Annotated in this window: 13 protein-coding genes; all 13 read right to left on the reverse strand. The window is 67.7% G+C overall.

Going from position 1 to position 15,482, the window contains the following annotated elements; all coding sequences use genetic code 11:
* Positions 1-47 precede the first annotated feature (47 nt).
* The 13 genes from AC3WS6_RS10925 to alaS all read right to left on the reverse strand — a co-directional run bounded on the left by AC3WS6_RS10925 (position 48) and on the right by alaS (position 15,472).
* Positions 48-515: a hypothetical protein gene (locus tag AC3WS6_RS10925; RefSeq protein WP_492501039.1), complete on the reverse strand. Its 468-nt coding sequence runs from the start codon at positions 513-515 to the stop codon at positions 48-50.
* A 115-nt stretch (positions 516-630) separates the two neighbouring features.
* Positions 631-2,208: a Rieske 2Fe-2S domain-containing protein gene (locus AC3WS6_RS10930; protein ID WP_492501040.1), complete on the reverse strand. Its 1,578-nt coding sequence runs from the start codon at positions 2,206-2,208 to the stop codon at positions 631-633.
* A 74-nt stretch (positions 2,209-2,282) separates the two neighbouring features.
* The gene (locus AC3WS6_RS10935; RefSeq protein WP_492501041.1) at positions 2,283-5,573 is read right to left on the reverse strand and encodes a DEAD/DEAH box helicase; all 3,291 of its coding nucleotides are present in this window, start codon (positions 5,571-5,573) and stop codon (positions 2,283-2,285) included.
* Between the two features lie 56 nt (positions 5,574-5,629).
* The gene (nusB, locus tag AC3WS6_RS10940; protein ID WP_492501042.1) at positions 5,630-6,040 is read right to left on the reverse strand and encodes a transcription antitermination factor NusB; all 411 of its coding nucleotides are present in this window, start codon (positions 6,038-6,040) and stop codon (positions 5,630-5,632) included.
* A 3-nt stretch (positions 6,041-6,043) separates the two neighbouring features.
* Entirely contained in the window at positions 6,044-6,604 is a 561-nt protein-coding gene (efp, locus tag AC3WS6_RS10945) for an elongation factor P (RefSeq protein WP_492501043.1), read from the reverse strand.
* A gap of 73 nt (positions 6,605-6,677) precedes the next feature.
* The gene (gene aroQ, locus AC3WS6_RS10950; protein WP_492501044.1) at positions 6,678-7,115 is read right to left on the reverse strand and encodes a type II 3-dehydroquinate dehydratase; all 438 of its coding nucleotides are present in this window, start codon (positions 7,113-7,115) and stop codon (positions 6,678-6,680) included.
* The gene (gene aroB / locus AC3WS6_RS10955) at positions 7,112-8,200 is read right to left on the reverse strand and encodes a 3-dehydroquinate synthase (protein ID WP_492501045.1); all 1,089 of its coding nucleotides are present in this window, start codon (positions 8,198-8,200) and stop codon (positions 7,112-7,114) included. The genes aroQ and aroB overlap by 4 nt, the downstream gene beginning before the upstream one ends.
* A complete protein-coding gene (locus AC3WS6_RS10960) occupies positions 8,197-8,715 on the reverse strand; it encodes a shikimate kinase (RefSeq protein WP_492501046.1) in 519 nt (172 codons plus the stop codon). Before AC3WS6_RS10960 ends, aroB begins: the two co-directional genes overlap by 4 nt.
* A complete protein-coding gene (gene aroC / locus AC3WS6_RS10965; protein WP_492501047.1) occupies positions 8,699-9,928 on the reverse strand; it encodes a chorismate synthase in 1,230 nt (409 codons plus the stop codon). Before aroC ends, AC3WS6_RS10960 begins: the two co-directional genes overlap by 17 nt.
* Before the next feature lie 48 nt (positions 9,929-9,976).
* On the reverse strand, positions 9,977-10,795 hold the full coding sequence (locus AC3WS6_RS10970; protein WP_492501048.1) for a shikimate dehydrogenase: 819 nt from the start codon (positions 10,793-10,795) through the stop codon (positions 9,977-9,979).
* Positions 10,792-12,339, reverse strand: a complete 1,548-nt coding sequence (gene mltG / locus AC3WS6_RS10975) for an endolytic transglycosylase MltG (protein ID WP_492501049.1) — start codon at positions 12,337-12,339, stop codon at positions 10,792-10,794. Before mltG ends, AC3WS6_RS10970 begins: the two co-directional genes overlap by 4 nt.
* Positions 12,340-12,341: 2 nt before the next feature.
* Positions 12,342-12,815: a Holliday junction resolvase RuvX gene (gene ruvX, locus AC3WS6_RS10980; protein WP_492501050.1), complete on the reverse strand. Its 474-nt coding sequence runs from the start codon at positions 12,813-12,815 to the stop codon at positions 12,342-12,344.
* Positions 12,812-15,472: an alanine--tRNA ligase gene (alaS, locus tag AC3WS6_RS10985; RefSeq protein WP_492501051.1), complete on the reverse strand. Its 2,661-nt coding sequence runs from the start codon at positions 15,470-15,472 to the stop codon at positions 12,812-12,814. The genes ruvX and alaS overlap by 4 nt, the downstream gene beginning before the upstream one ends.
* Between the last annotated feature and the right edge of the window lie 10 nt (positions 15,473-15,482).

Genomic DNA, 15,482 nt, shown 5'->3' on the forward strand with positions numbered 1-15,482 from the left:
ACAGGACGGTGTTAAAGGTTGCTTGTTCCCGCCAGTCTAGCGCGCCCTCAGCGCCACCCCAGCACGTCGCGGACCACTGCCTGCGAGAACGGTGCACCGTCGTCGGGCACTCCCCGGAGGAGCTCGTGCGAGACCATGGCGCCTTCGGCCCCGGCGGCGGCTGTGATCCCCTCGAGCGCTGCGCGGATGCGCGGCCCCGCCGCCCTCGAGTACTCCGCATCGCCACGGCGGGAGACGTGCGGGAACGCGACGAGTTCGGCGACACCCGTGGCCGCACGCCGAGCCGCCACCACGACGAGTGTGGGCGGGATCGATCGCTGCAGCGCCCGAGGAAGGGGAAAGGGAAGGTCGTCGGTCAGAAGCCCCTGCCAGAATCCCCGTCGCGAGCGTTTCTCGTCGCCGATCTCGAGCGCTGCGGCCGTCCACTCCGAGTTCTGCGTGCGCAGGGCGACGTCGAATCCGTCGGCCCGGCTCTCGAATCCCTGCTCCTGGAAGAACTCGGAGGCGATCTGCACCAGTCGTGGAGCATCCGATCTCACGATCCAGCGCGCGCCACGAAAGGGACCGTCGAACTGCAGACGGGAGGTTCGAGCGTGTCGCCCCGACCCCTGCGGATGCCCACCGGACACGTCAGCTGGCCTCGCTCAGCACAGCCTCGGTGACCTCGTCGATCTTCGACGCGCGAATCGGGTGACCGCTCGTCGACAGGCAACGGCCGGACTTCAGATCCCACTTCCAGTCGTGCATGCTGCAGGTCAGGATGCCGTTGTCGTCGACCGTTCCGGTGCGGGTGAGATCGGCACGCAGATGCGGGCAGCGGCGCTGCACGACCCAGTCGCCGACCTCGGCGTCCTCCGTCTGGTCGGTCTGCTCCTGGTACCAGTTCTCGACGTATTCGATGCGGTCGACCGAGAGGCACTTGAGGAAGGTCGTGAGGAACTCGTTGAACTTGCCGCTGCGTCCCACGCTGAACTGCATCGAGAGGAAGATCGAGTTCGACCAGTCGATCTCGTGATCACGGATGTTCGTCGAGACGAGGTCGGCAGGGATGGTGTACCAGTAGATGCACTCCTCCCCCGCGTACTCGCGCACCTTGGCGCGCGGGAAGTCGACGACCATGTCGAGCTCGCCGATCTTGAATCGCACGCAGCCTCCGACGCCGAGACGGATCGTGCGCGACTTCTTGAGCAACGGCTCCCACCAGGTCTTGAGCTCGTCGAGCATCTGCGCCGGCGGGATCACCTCGGCGCGCGAGGCCTCCTCGGCACGGATCTCATCCTGACGGCTCGCCCGCTGCTCCTCGAGGTACTCCCACTTCTCGTCGAAGATGTGCACGAGCTCATCCTCGGTGTACAGCGACTGCTCGGTCGACACGTCTCCGCCCTCGACGGTCACGACGGTTCCCGGCACGAAGAGGTGCCCCGCGTACTGCGGGGAGAGCTCTTTCATGTGCGCGAGGAACTGCTTCTGATCTGTGAAGATCGACTCGCCGTTGCGACCGATGCCGTTGAAGTCGAAGAGGTCGTCACGCAGGAACATGGGCGGACCGGCCATGGGGAAGACATGCGGGGCGTCGACCTTGTCGATGTAGTACATCGCGCGCTTGTTCTGTGCCTCGCGCTTGAGACGCGCGAAGTTCTGCTTCGCATCGAGGGGCAGGTCGTAGACCATCGGCCACCAGATGGCACCCGAGACCTGAGTGAAGTACGCATCGGGCTTGCCGAAGTGCAGCAGGCTCTCGAGATCGAGCGGGTGCGAGTCGTTCTGATTGAGCACGGAGCCCGTGCTGTCGTCGACACTGAGTGAGGAATCGCCGATCGGGCCGTCGCTGGGCGCGCGCAGCGGCGTGATCATGATCTTGAGCTCACCGCGCTCGATGATCTCACCGGCCGGCGCATAGGTGATGTTCGTGTATCCGAGAGCGCGGATGTCCCTCTCGAGATCGTCTATGGGGTACTCCGGCAGCAGGACCTCGATGTCCTTGCGGATGTACCGCTCGAGCAGCGCGGGATCGAAGTGGTCGCGATGGCGGTGCGAGATGTAGAGGAAGTCCGCTTCACGACCGAAGCGTTCCCAGTCGAGGCCCCGGTTGTCGGGGAACGGGAACCAGGAGCCGAAGAACGACGGCCCCAGAACCGGGTCGCAGATGATGTTCCCGCCGACCGTCTCGATGAACATCCCGGCGTGGCCGAGTCCGGTGATCCGCATGCAATCCTCCTGAGGTGAACCGTTCGATTCTACCGGCGGCCCCCTGTGCGGCTGCGGTGACCGGCCGGGAGAAATCAGGTGCCGTCGAAGAGACCGCGGATGTCGTCGGCCGTGAGCGACTGCGCGAAGAGCTGCTCGTCGTCCATGACGGCGGTGAACAGCCGCGCCTTCCGTCGCTGCAGCTCGAGCACCTTCTCCTCGATCGTTCCGGTCGAGATCATCCGGTACACGAAGACCTGACTCGTCTGACCGATCCGGTGCGTGCGGTCGATCGCCTGCGCTTCGGCCGCGGGGTTCCACCACGGGTCGAGCAGGAACACATAGTCGGCCTCCGTGAGCGTGAGACCGAACCCGCCCGCCTTCAGACTGATGAGGAACACCGGCTGCTGCCCGGTCTTGAACGAATCGATGACGTCTTCACGACGACGTGTCGAGCCGTCGAGACGCGCGAACGGGATGCCGGCCTCGCTGAGCCTCGCCCCGGCGAGGTCCAGGAAAGACGTGAACTGGCTGAAGACGAGTGCGCGATGCCCCTCGGCCTGGAGCTCGATGACACGATCCAGCAGTGTGTCGAGCTTGCTCGATCCGATCTCCGCGTCGTCCTCGTCGATCAACCCCGGCGCGAGACTGAGCATGCGGAGCAGAGTCAGCGATCGGAAGACGATGAAGCGGTTGCGATCCAGATCGTCGAGGAGCCCCAGCACCTTCTGTCGTTCCCGCTGCAGCACGACGTCGTAGCGCTCCCGGTGAGCCGGAGTCAGTTCGACTTCGAGGATCTGCTCCTGCTTCGCCGGCAGGTCGGCGGCGACCAGCTCTTTGGTCCGTCGGAGCATCAGGGGACGGATGCGCCGGCGAAGCTGGGCGAGCCTCCGGGCGCGATACTCGCCGCCCTCCTCGTTCTCGGGGACCTTGCCCTTCTCGATCGGCTGGATGTACCGATCCCGGAACTTGCGCGCCGAGGGGAAGAGACCGGGGGCCGCGAGTTTCAGCAGAGACCACAGCTCGGACAGGCTGTTCTCCATCGGGGTACCGGTGACGGCGTACGTCGCATCGGCGCGGAAGGTCGAGATCGCGCGATGCAGCTTGGTCTTCGGATTCTTGACGAACTGCGCCTCGTCGAGGATCAGCCCCGCCCATTCGACCTCGCGGAACTCCTCTTCATCGAGCCGTGCGACCGTGTACGAGCTCACGACGACGTCAGCCGTGGCGGCCGCGTCGCGGAGAGCTGCCGATCGGGTCGAACTCGTGCTCGCGACGACCGCGATGCGCAGGTCCGGGGTGAACCGCGCGGACTCCGAGCGCCAGGTGCTCAGCACCGACGTGGGCGCGAGCACGAGGAAGGGCCGGGTCTCGCCGCTCTCGCGGGTGTGCTGGATGAACGTCAGCAGCTGCAGCGTCTTGCCGAGCCCCATGTCGTCGGCGAGGATTCCGCCGAGGCGATGCCTCCACAGGAATGCGAGCCAATCGAAACCGGCCTTCTGGTACGAGCGCAGGTCGGCGCGGAGACCGGCCGGGACCGGAGTGGCGGGCACGCCGTCAGAACGACGCAGCCCTTCGGCGGTCGCGCGCCAGCTGACCGCGGGCTGCGCCTCGTCCGCGAGATCCTCGAACTCCTCCCACAGGTCCACCTGGTAGCGGTTGATGCGCGGACCCGTCTCCCACTCGTCCAGCTCAGCTGCCTCCTCGATGAGGTCGCGGAGGCGGTCGAGTGCCGGATGGCTGAGTGAGAAGTAGCCCCCGTCCGCGAGGAGCAGCTTCTTCTTGCCCTTGCTGAGTGCGGAGAAGAGCGGGCCGAACGGAATCCGGCGTCCGTCGATCGAGACCAGGATGCCGAGGTCGAACCAATCCGCGTCCGGGGACTCCACCGTCGTGACCGTGACCTGAGGGTCGCCGCTGAGCTCGCGGTAGTCCTTCCGCGCACCCTGCGAGTCGACGCGCACACCGACCGCCTCCCAGGCCGGAACGAGCTGCGCGACGAAGTCCGCCGCGTCGATGTCGTGCAGTGAACCGGCGGGCCGGAACTTCGTGACCCTGTGCTCCTGCCAGATCGACTCGATCTCGGCTCGACGTTCAGCCTCGGCGGCGGCGTCGCGGACGGCCGAGGTCGTCCATGCGAAGGGCACGGTGCCGAAGCTGCCGTACGACCAGCGGAAGTCGTAGCTCACGACATCGCCGCGCTCGAACGCGACCGTGAGCACCGGCGTCGGCTGAGGCACCTCCGGCAGCGCCACCGGACCGACGGCACGCACCGAGGCACGCCGCGCGAGCAGCGGATACGCGCCGTCGATGAACGCCTGTTCCTCGTTCGCGGGGACGACCACGGGCGCGGATGCCGCGAGCAGGGTGCGTGTCTGCTCGCTCAGCGGAGCCTCGGCGAGGACGATCTCGATCCGGTTGCCGGTGAGTCGCGCGGTGTAGAGCCCGGTGCGCCCGATCGGATGCGCCTGAGCGGCGTCGATCGGGTCGCCCTCGACGCTCACCTCAGCAGCGACCGACAGCGACCCGTCGTCGGATCGGGTGATCGCAGCCGTCACGGCGGCGGCGGCCGCCATGCGCACGGACGAGTTCTTCTGGCTCGTCACGAGCGGTATGCCGAGCTCGGCGCCGGCACGGAGATGCCCCCACAGGAGATTCGACTCGATCTGATCGACGACGAGCCACTCGCCCGCGTTGCCCGAGAGGAGCGAGTCGCGCGAGATGCTCAGCAGATCGCCGAACCATCGCGTCTGCGCGCGACCGAACTGCGCGGCGTCGCGGCGGACCGCGTCCCAGCCCGCGTGACCCTGGATCCACGATCCGGTCTGCGCGCTGCGCATGAGCGGCCGGATCGCGAGCAGCAGCTCGCCCGAGGGGCGTGCCAGATCGCGAAGAGTGGCGGCGCGCATCGGGCGCGGACCCCAATGGTTCTCGGCGCGGGATTCACGGTGGCGGAGTTCGACGCCGAGCGCGAGAGGCAGCGCGTGACGAGCGACATCGGGCTCGAGCAGCGTGCGCCACGACGTCACGCTGGGACGGGGAGGGGTCTTCGACGGCTCAGGAGCCACCTCGAGCGCAGCCGCCTGCTGAGAATACTCGTGGACGTTGGAGGCCAGAACCGTCGCGACGACGTGCTTGCACCCCGAACGCACCGGGCACGAGCACCGGGTCGAGCGCATCCGGCGTCTGCCATTGGATGAGACGAAGGTGATCTCGGTGAGATAAGGGTCATCCTGACCACCGCGCACGTGGCCCTCGAGTTCGAGGAGATCCTCGTGCCAGACCACGTCTAGCACATTGCCCTCGCGGAAGTACGCGAGACCTCTCTTGTACCCTCCGGCGTCCGTGATCTGCATGATCTCGCGGAGATCGACGTGCGGCGCGGACATACCCTCATCCTTCCCGCGGGTACCGACATCGGGGATGTCGGACCGTGGCTCAGCCCTCAGGCGGCGCGTGCGACGCGTGCGAGCACGCCGTGCACGAAGGCGCCGGAATCGTCGGTCGAGAACTCCTTGGCGAGTTCGACGGCCTCATCGATCGCGACCGCGGTCGGGACCTCGGGGTTGAAGAGGATCTCCCACACGCCGATGCGCAGGAGTGCGCGATCGACGGCGGGCATCCGCTCGAGTCTCCAGTCACGGCTGTGGGTCGTGATCTGCTCGTCGATCTCGTCGCGGTGGTCGACGATGCCGTCGACCACTTCGCGCGCATACAGCCATGACGCCTCGCGCGCAGGCTCGGATGCCGCTCGCTTCGCCTCGGAGGCCAATGCCACCGCGACCTCGTCGCCGCGGACGTCGGCCGAGAACAGGATGTCGAGTGCGCGCTTGCGCGCTTTCGTACGGGCGCTCACGCCTTACTTCTCGCGGCCGAGGTAGTCGCCGGTGCGAGTGTCGACCTTGACCTTGGTGCCCGTCTCGACGAACAGCGGCACCTGGATCTCGTATCCGGTCTCGAGGGTGGCGGGCTTGGTGCCGGCCGAGGAGCGGTCTCCCTGCACACCGGGCTCGCTGTAGGTGATCTCGAGGATCACGGATGCCGGGAGATCGATGTACAGCGGGTTGCCGTTGTTGAGTGCGATCGTCACCTGCTGGTTCTCGAGCAGGAAGTTCTTCGCGTCGCCGACGGTGGCCGCCGGGACCGTGATCTGGTCGAATTCGGTCTGGTCCATGAACACGTAACCGTCGCCGTCGGTGTACAGGTACGTGTAGTCACGGCGGTCGACGTTCTCGATCTCGATCTTCGCGCCGGCGTTGAACGTCTTGTCGACGACCTTGCCGCTCATCACGTTCTTGAGCTTGGTGCGCACGAACGCACCGCCCTTGCCGGGCTTGACGTGCTGGAACTCGACGACGCTCCAGAGCTGCTTCTCGATGTTGAGGACGACGCCGTTCTTGATGTCTGCAGTAGATGCCATGCGCTGAGAGTTCCGTTCGTGGGTGAAAGATCTGGGGCGCCGCGCCTGTGCGGGGGCGGGCCGACAGTCGATTCTACGGGATGAGGGCTGCCAGCTGCCGCACAGCAGTCGTATACCCGTCGACACCCTCTCCGATCACGCGCACGGCCGCCACATCGTGCAGGAAGGAGTGGTGGCGGAACTCCTCCCTCGCGTACACGTCGGAGATGTGCACCTCGGCGAAGGGCAGTGCCACCCCCGTGAGCGCATCGCGCAGCGCCACCGAGGTGTGCGTGAGGCCGCCGGGGTTGATCACGATCGCGGCACAGTCGTCACGCGCGGCGTGGATCGCGTCGATGAGCACGCCCTCGTGGTTGCTCTGGATCGCCCGCAGATCGAAGCCGGCATCGGTCGCCGCGGCGCGCGTGAGAGTCTCGACGTCGGCGAGGGTCGCCGTGCCGTACACCTCGGGCTCGCGGGTGCCGAGCAGATTCAGGTTCGGCCCGTTGACCAGGAGGATCCGCCTGGTCATTCGCCGATCTCCTGGTACGCCGCGAAGAGCAGGGACTCGTCAGGCGCCTGCAGCACGGTCGGCTTGGCGATGTCGTCGAGCAGGATGAAGCGCAGCATCCCGCCCCTGCTCTTCTTGTCTCTCTGCATCGTGGCCAGCAGCTGCTGCCAGGCGCCCGCACGATACGAGACCGGAAGACCCAGTGACTCGAGCACCGTGCGGTGCCGCTCGGCCGCCGAGTCGGACAGTCGTCCGGCGAGCCGCGAGAGCTCGGCTGCATACAGCATCCCCACCGAGATCGCGGCGCCGTGCCTCCAGCGGTAGCGCTCGGAATGCTCGATCGCGTGCCCGAGGGTGTGCCCGTAGTTGAGGATCTCGCGCTGTCCCGCTTCGCGGAAATCGCTCGAGACGACGGCGGCCTTCATCTGGATCGCGAGTTCGACGGCGCGGCGGAACTCGGGGGTCGCGGTGTCGACGGCGCGGCTCGGGTCCGCCTCGATGATGTCGAGGATCTCGGGCTCCCAGATGAACCCGGCCTTCACGACCTCGGCGAAGCCGGCCGTCGCCTCGTTCGGGCTGAGACTCGCCAGCTCGTCGAGGTCGCCGATCACCGCGCGCGGCGCCCAGAACGCCCCGACGAGGTTCTTGCCCTCCGCGGTGTTGATTCCCGTCTTGCCTCCGACCGAGGCGTCGACGAGGCCGAGAACCGTGGTCGGCACGTGCACGACCTGGACGCCGCGCAGCCAGGTCGCGGCGACGAAGCCGGCGAGATCCGTGACGGCTCCGCCGCCGTAGCCGACGACGGCGTCCGTGCGGGTGAAGTCGGCCTGCCCCATGACCTGCCAGCAGAAGGCCGCGACTTCGATGCGCTTTCCCTGTTCGGCGTCGGGCACCTCTGCGAGGAGCACTTCGCGCGGTCCCTCGCTGACGTCGGCGAGCAGCCGATCACGCAACTCGGCGGCACGGGCCGCGAGCGTCGGCGGATGCACCACGAGCACCTTGCGCACTCCGGGCGCGAGTGCGGCGGACACGCGATCGAGAATGCCTCGTCCGATGCTGATGTCGTAGGGGGTCTCCCCCGTGACGGTGATGGTCGTCGTGCTCATATCTGCTCTCTCTTCCATGCCACGATGTCGTCGGCGATCCGCTGCATCGGCCGCCGCGACGTGTCGAATGTCACCGTCGCCACCTCGTCGTACCAGGCTCTGCGCTGGGCGAAGATCTCCGTCCAGCGGGCCACCGGGTCCTTACCGTCGAGCAGGGGTCTCCCCCCGGCGGTGATCCGCTCCGCCACTGCGGACGGGCTCACGGTGAGGAAGACCACGGGGTGCTCGTGCAGCAGGCCTCGTGTTCCGGCGTCGGTCACCGCGCCGCCCCCGAGCGAGATCACACCGCCCTCTGCCAGTGCCGCCGCCACCGCCTGCCGCTCCAATGCGCGGAAGTGCTGCTCACCGTGCGCCTCGAAGATCGACGGGATGGATCCGTGCTCCGCCGCCACCCGCTTGTCGGTGTCGACGAACGGCAGCTCGAGCGCGCGTGCGACACGTCGCCCGATGCTGGTCTTGCCGGCCGCCATCGGACCGACGAGCACCAGCGTCAGGTGCTCAGCCCCGCTCGTCATGCGCGATGAGCGCGGCCTCAGATGCCGGGGCCGTGCGCAGCTCGGCGGGGATGGCAGCGAGGTAGCTCTCGAGGTTGCGGCGCGTCTCGCGGATGCTGTCGCCGCCGAACTTCTCGAGCACGGCGTGGGCGAGTTCGACGGCCACCATGGCCTCAGCGACGACGCCCGCGGCAGGAACCGCGCACACATCCGATCGCTGGTGGTGCGCCGTGGCGTCTTCCCCGCTCGCGACGTCGATCGTGCGGAGCGCGTGCGGCACGGTCGCGATCGGCTTCATACCGGCGCGGACGCGCAGAACGGTGCCCGTGGACATGCCGCCCTCGGTGCCGCCAGCGCGGTCGGAGCCGCGCGTGATCCCGTCCGACGTCGCGAAGAGCTCGTCGTGCGCTGCCGAGCCGCGGCGACGGGTGGTCTCGAAGCCGTCGCCGACCTCCACCCCCTTGATCGCCTGGATGCTCATGAGCGCCTGAGCGAGGCGCGCGTCGAGGCGGCGGTCCCAGTGCACGTGCGAGCCGAGTCCCGGGGGAAGACCGTACGCGAGCACCTCGACGATGCCGCCGAGCGTGTCACCGTCCTTCTTCGCATCGTCGACTTCGGCGACCATTCGCGCGGAGGTGGCGGGATCGAAGCACCGCAGCGGGTCGGCATCGAGGATGTCGACGTCGTCGGGAGTCGGCAGTGCCGCCCCCTCGGGAACCCGCACCGGCCCGATCGACAGCGTGTGGCTCACAAGACGGATGCCGAGTTCGCCCAGGAACGATCGGGCGATGGCGCCGAGCGCGACGCGCGCGGCGGTCTCCCGCGCGCTGGCACGCTCGAGGATGGGACGCGCCTCGTCGAAGTCGTACTTCTGCATGCCGACGAGATCGGCATGACCGGGGCGCGGCCTGGTGAGCGGCGCTCCCCTGCCGCGCGACTTCTCGGTGAGGTCGACGGGCTCGGGGTTCATGACCTCGATCCACTTCGGCCACTCGGTGTTGCCGATACGGAGGGCGATCGGGCTGCCGAGAGTCTTGCCGTGGCGCACGCCGCCCGAGATCGTCAGTTCGTCCTGCTCGAACTTCATCCGGGAGCCGCGCCCGTAGCCGAGCTTGCGCCGCGCGAGATCGGCTTGGATCGCCTCGGACGACACCGGGACGCCGGAGGGAAGACCCTCCATGACGGCAATGAGTTCTGGGCCGTGCGATTCGCCGGCCGTGAGCACGCGGAGCATTGCTCTAGTCTCCCATGCGTTTCGGGCGACCTCGTGCCGCGTGTCGCCCTACGACGAGAGGACGCCGCGCATCGCCGCCACGACCGTGTCCTCATCCGGAAGTCGCTGCGACGGATCGCCGGTGCTGAACACGCGGATCTGACGCACCGCCTGATGCAGCAGCATCCCGAGACCGGAGATCGCGGGCCCGCCGACCCAGCCGGTCGCGAGTACCGAGGGCCAGGGAGAATAGGCCACGTCGAAGAGTGGCCCCCCTGCCTCGGCCATGCGTGTGATCGCATCCGGATCGATGCTCGCTCCTCCGGGGAGAGTCGCGATGGTCAGATCGACCGGGTCGACGGCGGCCGGGAACTCGCGGGCCGACACCTCGACGCCGAGCCGCTCCCCGAGACTCACGAGCGACGCAGCGCGTTCGGGACGCCGCGCGCGTACATCGATGCGCGTCGCGCCCATCTCGGACGCGGCGACCAGCGCCGATGCGGCTGTCGCGCCCGCACCCAGGATACGGACGCTCTCGATCCGGGTCAGGCCCTCGTCGCCCAGGGCGTCGACGATGCCGCCCACATCGGTGTTGAATCCTCTGACGGTCTCCCCGAGGAGCAGCGTGTTGACAGCCCCGGTGAGTTCGGCATGCTCGTCGAGCGAATCCGCGGCGAGCCGCGCCTGCTCTTTGAGCGGCATCGTGAGGGACAGGCCTCGCCACGATCCGTCGAGCACAGCGAGGGCTGCGGTGAAGCCCTCCTCGTCGACCTGCTGGCGTGAGTACTCCCAGTCGAGTCCGAGGATCTCATAGGCCGCCGCATGCAGCAGTGGCGACCGCGAATGCCCGATCGGGTCACCCCAGACCGCCAGACGATGCGCGGTCATCCGGCCGAACATCCGCCGTCGGGGTTCGCCTTGCACCACTGGTCCCACTTCTCGACGCCCTGGAGGTGCTCTTCGTAGGTCTCCGAGAACTGCGTCTCGCCCGTCTCGAGATTGATCGTGACGAAGTACAGCCACGGACCGTCCGCAGGATGCATCGCGGCATCGATGGCCTTGTCGCTGGCGCTCGCGATCGGCGTGATCGGGAGTCCGGTGTGCACGTAGGTGTTCCAGTCGTTCGGATCCTCGAGCGCCTCGGCCGAGCTCGACACGACTCCCTCATGCAGCGACCCGTAGCCGTATTGCGCGGTCGAGTCCATCTGGAGCTTCATGTCGATGTCGAGCCGGTTCTGGATCACCCGCGATACCTTCGGGAAGTCCGCGGTCAGACCTTCTCTCTGGATGATCGACGCGATGGTCAGGATGCGCTGAGCGTCTTCTGCGGGCACTCCGGCCTTGTCGAGGGACTCATGGGTGCGGTCGACCATCCGCTGGATCACCTGCTGAGCGGTGACTCCGGGATCGAAGGTGTACAGCGCCGGGAACAGCCATCCCTCGAGCGTCTGCGCGTTCACGCCGTAGACAGAGGGATCGGCGACAGCCGCCTCGAGATCCGCGAGTGGGATTCCGAGCGACTCGGAGATGCCGGGCAGAGACGACTCGATGGTCGCGCCCTCCCCCACATTCGCCGAGTTCTCGAGCTTGTTCTCGGGATTGCGCAGGGCTTCGAGTGCCGCTTCTGCGGTCATCTTCTCCTGCAGGCGGTAGTTGCCCGGGTAGAAGGTGACGGCGATCCCCTCGTCGACGAGGTAGTCGTAGAAGACGGTATCGGTGCGCGTGACCCCCGCCTCGTAGAGCGCGGTCGAGACAGGAGACCCGGTGTCACCCTCCTTGACCGTGACGACCACCTCTCCCGTGGCGAGACCGGGCTCCCAGTCGTCGGGCTCTCCCCAGCCGAGAGCGTCGCTGATCTTGTCGCCGTAGGTGTTCATCGCCCACACGCCCGCGGCGGCCAGGCCGCCGATGAGGGCCAGGACGATGATCAGCGCGACCAGACAGCCGGTGCGTCGCTTCTTCTTGGGCGGCTGCGAGACGGATTCCTCGCCCGCGTGACTGTGGAACAGGTCTTCCAGACGTCCACCGGCCACGTCGCGACCGGCCGGGCGACTCGTCGACGGCACCTCTGCGGCGCCGGCGGCGGGCCCTTCCGCCGTTCCGGATGCCGCGGAGATCGAGGTGCGTCGAGCGTCGTCGTTCGCCTGCTCGACGCGCACCGTCGGCGTCGCGGCACCCTGGGCGACGTGCGCGTCGTCGTCGACGTGCCGATCCTGCGTCGCGGGTGTGTGCGCGTCCTCGGGGCCGGAAGAGCGCGACTCGGAGGTCGTGGGTCGAGACGCCGCCTCTCGAGCAGCGCGTCGGGATCCGGGCGCCGGGGGTGTGTCATCGACCGTCGGGATCTGCTGGGTGGGTTCCGGCAGGTTCTCGAACAGGTCGCTGAGGCGGGAGTCCGGATCGTGCCGGGGGGAAGCACTATCGCGTTCGGGCATGGTCAGGAAGACTCCTCATCGAGCGGAATCGTGACACCGGGCGGGTTTCCGGTGCTCTTCTCCGTGTCGATCGCCTGCTGCAGCAGAACCACCGCGGCGACCTGATCCACAATGCTACGAGAGTTCTTCTGGGTTCTTCCCGAAGATCTCAGCGCGGCGTGTGCGGATACCGTGCTCAGGCGCTCATCGACGAGTCTCGTCGGGATCCGCGTGCGCACCGACAGCGCCGCCGCGAACTCCCTGGCATCGAGCGTCGACGGCGTGTCTGCGCCCTGCATGTTGACGGGGAGTCCGACCACGAATTCGACGGGTTCGTACTCCGCCGCGAGGGCGGCGATCCGATCGATCGACTGTTCCGAGCGTGGCACTGTCTCGACAGGAACGGCGAGCATGCCGTCCGGATCGCAGCGCGCTATGCCGACGCGAGCCCTGCCGACGTCCACGCCGAGTCGCACACCGCGACGGAAGCCGCTCACGCTGACTGCAGCTCCTGCGAGACGGCTTCGAGCGCTGCTGTGAGCGCTGCGGCATCCGTTCCGCCACCCTGCGCCACATCGTCTCGTCCGCCGCCGCCACCGCCGAGCACGGACGCCGCGCGCTTCGCGAGGACGCCGGCCTTGGCTCCGGCTGCACGGGCAGCGTCGTTCGTGGCGACGACCACCACGGGGCGATCGTTCACGATCCCCCCGAGGGCGACGACAGCAGCTTCGGACCCCAGACGATCGCGCACTCCGAGCACGAGTTCGCGCACGTCGTCGGCCGAGGCGACCGTGCCGAGCGACTGGGCTGCGACGCGGAAGGCGCCGACACGACCGGCCGCATCCGCGATGGCGGGAACCTGACCCGCTCGCTCCTTCGCCTCGAACTGTGCGATCCGCTTCTCGGCGGCCTTGAGGTTCGACGACAGGTCGGCGATCCGCTCGGCCAGCTGATCGCGCGGCGTCTTGAGCGACGATGTGAGCTGGGAGACCAGGGCGCGCTCGGCGGCCAGCTCACGGAACGCGTCACGTCCCACGAGAGCCTCGATCCGTCGGTTGGACGCGCCGACCGACGACTCGCCGACGACGCTGACCAGACCGATCTCTGCGCTGGTGCTGACGTGCGTACCCGCGCAGAGCTCCCGCGACCAGGGGCCGCCGATGTCGACCATGCGCACGACGTCGCCGTACTTCTCCCCGAACAGGGCCATCGCGCCCGCATCCTTCGCCTCATCGAGCGAGACGATCCGCGTGGTCACCTCGAGGGCGTCCTGAACCGCGCGGTTCGTGATCTCCTCGATCTCGCTGCGTGCGTCGGCGGAAAGGGCCTGCGACCAGGCGAAGTCGAAGCGCATGTATCCGGCTCGGTTCAGCGAGCCCGACTGGGTGGCTGTGGGGCCGAGGGTGTCGCGAAGCGCCGCGTGCACGAGGTGCGTCGCGGAGTGGGCCTGACGCGCGGCGCGCCGGTTGGCGGCATCGACGACAGTCGTCGCCGCGTCGTCGACCGCGACCGCACCGCGAGTGACCTCGACAGTGTGGCTGATGAGGCCCGGAACCGGACGCTGCACATCGAGCACCTCGAGTTCGAACCCGGGGCCGACGATCACGCCCTTGTCGGCGACCTGCCCGCCGGACTCCGCATACAGCGTGGTCTCGGCCAGCACGACCTCCGCGATCTGCCCCTCGTGCGCGGTCTGCGCGAGCTGACCGTCGACGAGGATGCCGAGAATGCGTGAGTCGACCTCGAGCTCGCTGTATCCGTCGAATCCGGTCTCTCCGAGCGCGCGCAGGTCGCGGTAGACCGACACATCGGCGAGCTGACGCTTGCGGTTGCGGGCGTCAGCCTTCGCGCGGGACCGCTGCTCCTGCATGAGGGAGTCGAAGGCCACACGGTCGACATCGAGCCCGGCCTCCTCCGCGACCTCGAGGGTGAGGTCGATCGGGAACCCGTAGGTGTCGTGGAGCAGGAAGGCCTCGCGACCGCTCAGCGACGCGTCACCCTTCTTCTTCGTCTCGTCCAACGCGAGGTCGAGGATCGTCGAGCCCGACGCGAGCGTGCGCCGGAACGTCTCCTCCTCGGCGAAGGCCGCGGTCGACAGCGTCGACCAGTCCTTCTCGAGGACCGGATACGCCGACTTCATGGCGTCGCGCGAAGTCGCGAACAGCTCGGGGAACACCGGCTCGTCGACGCCGAGCAGACGCATCGAACGCACCGTCCGGCGCATGAGACGACGCAGGATGTACCCGCGACCCTCGTTCGACGGGCGCACGCCGTCGGAGAGCAGCATGAGCGAGGAGCGCACGTGGTCGGCGACGACGCGGAAACGGACGTCGTCCTCGTGCACGGCGCCGTATCGACGCCCCGAGAGCTCGATGGCGCGGTCGAGCACCGGGCGCACCTGATCGGTCTCGTACATGTTCTCGACACCCTGCTTGAGGAAGGCGACCCGCTCGAGGCCCATTCCGGTGTCGATGTTCTTCTGGGGCAGCTCCCCCACGATGTCGAACTCCGTCTTGCCGCGGATGTTCTCGATGAAGTCCTGCATGAAGACCAGGTTCCAGATCTCCAGGAACCGGTTGTCGTCGACTGCCGGACCGCCGTCGTTCCCGTACGCGGGGCCGCGGTCGAAGAAGATCTCGCTGTCGGGGCCGCCGGGACCGGGCTGACCCGTGTTCCAGTAGTTGTCCGCGCGACCGAGTCGCTGGATGCGCTCGGGCTTGAGTCCGATGATGTCGCGCCAGATCGCCTCGGCCTCATCGTCCGTCTCGTAGACGGTGACCCAGAGGTCCTTCTCGTCGAACCCGAGGCCGCCATCGGCCTCAGAACTCGTCAGCAGCTCCCACGCGTAGCGGATCGCGCCTTCTTTGAAGTAGTCACCGAAAGACCAGTTGCCCATCATCTGGAAGAACGTGCCGTGGCGGGCGGTCTTGCCGACCTCTTCGATGTCGTTGGTGCGGATGCACTTCTGCAGGTCCGCGATCCGCGGATGCGGCGCAGGAACGACACCCGTGAGATACGGGATCATCGGCACCATCCCGGCGACGGTGAACAGCAGAGAAGGATCGTCGCTCACGAGGGAGGCGGACGGGACGATGACGTGATCGTTCTTCTCGAAGTAGTCGAGATAGCGCTGCGCGATGTCCGCAGTTTTCATAGGGGTGCCA

It is taken from the genome of Microbacterium sp. EB106-03-03-XG65 (assembly GCF_058791955.1).

What these genes read in the sequence shown, in the direction of transcription:
- mltG (WP_492501049.1), bottom strand. Translation starts at nt 12,339, where the DNA reads ATGCCCGAACGCGATAGTGCTTCCCCCCGGCACGATCCGGACTCCCGC.
- AC3WS6_RS10930 (WP_492501040.1), bottom strand. Translation starts at nt 2,208, where the DNA reads ATGCGGATCACCGGACTCGGCCACGCCGGGATGTTCATCGAGACGGTC.
- alaS (WP_492501051.1), bottom strand. Translation starts at nt 15,472, where the DNA reads ATGAAAACTGCGGACATCGCGCAGCGCTATCTCGACTACTTCGAGAAG.
- AC3WS6_RS10960 (WP_492501046.1), bottom strand. Translation starts at nt 8,715, where the DNA reads ATGACGAGCGGGGCTGAGCACCTGACGCTGGTGCTCGTCGGTCCGATG.
- aroB (WP_492501045.1), bottom strand. Translation starts at nt 8,200, where the DNA reads ATGAGCACGACGACCATCACCGTCACGGGGGAGACCCCCTACGACATC.
- AC3WS6_RS10970 (WP_492501048.1), bottom strand. Translation starts at nt 10,795, where the DNA reads ATGACCGCGCATCGTCTGGCGGTCTGGGGTGACCCGATCGGGCATTCG.
- efp (WP_492501043.1), bottom strand. Translation starts at nt 6,604, where the DNA reads ATGGCATCTACTGCAGACATCAAGAACGGCGTCGTCCTCAACATCGAG.
- AC3WS6_RS10935 (WP_492501041.1), bottom strand. Translation starts at nt 5,573, where the DNA reads ATGTCCGCGCCGCACGTCGATCTCCGCGAGATCATGCAGATCACGGAC.
- aroC (WP_492501047.1), bottom strand. Translation starts at nt 9,928, where the DNA reads ATGCTCCGCGTGCTCACGGCCGGCGAATCGCACGGCCCAGAACTCATT.
- aroQ (WP_492501044.1), bottom strand. Translation starts at nt 7,115, where the DNA reads ATGACCAGGCGGATCCTCCTGGTCAACGGGCCGAACCTGAATCTGCTC.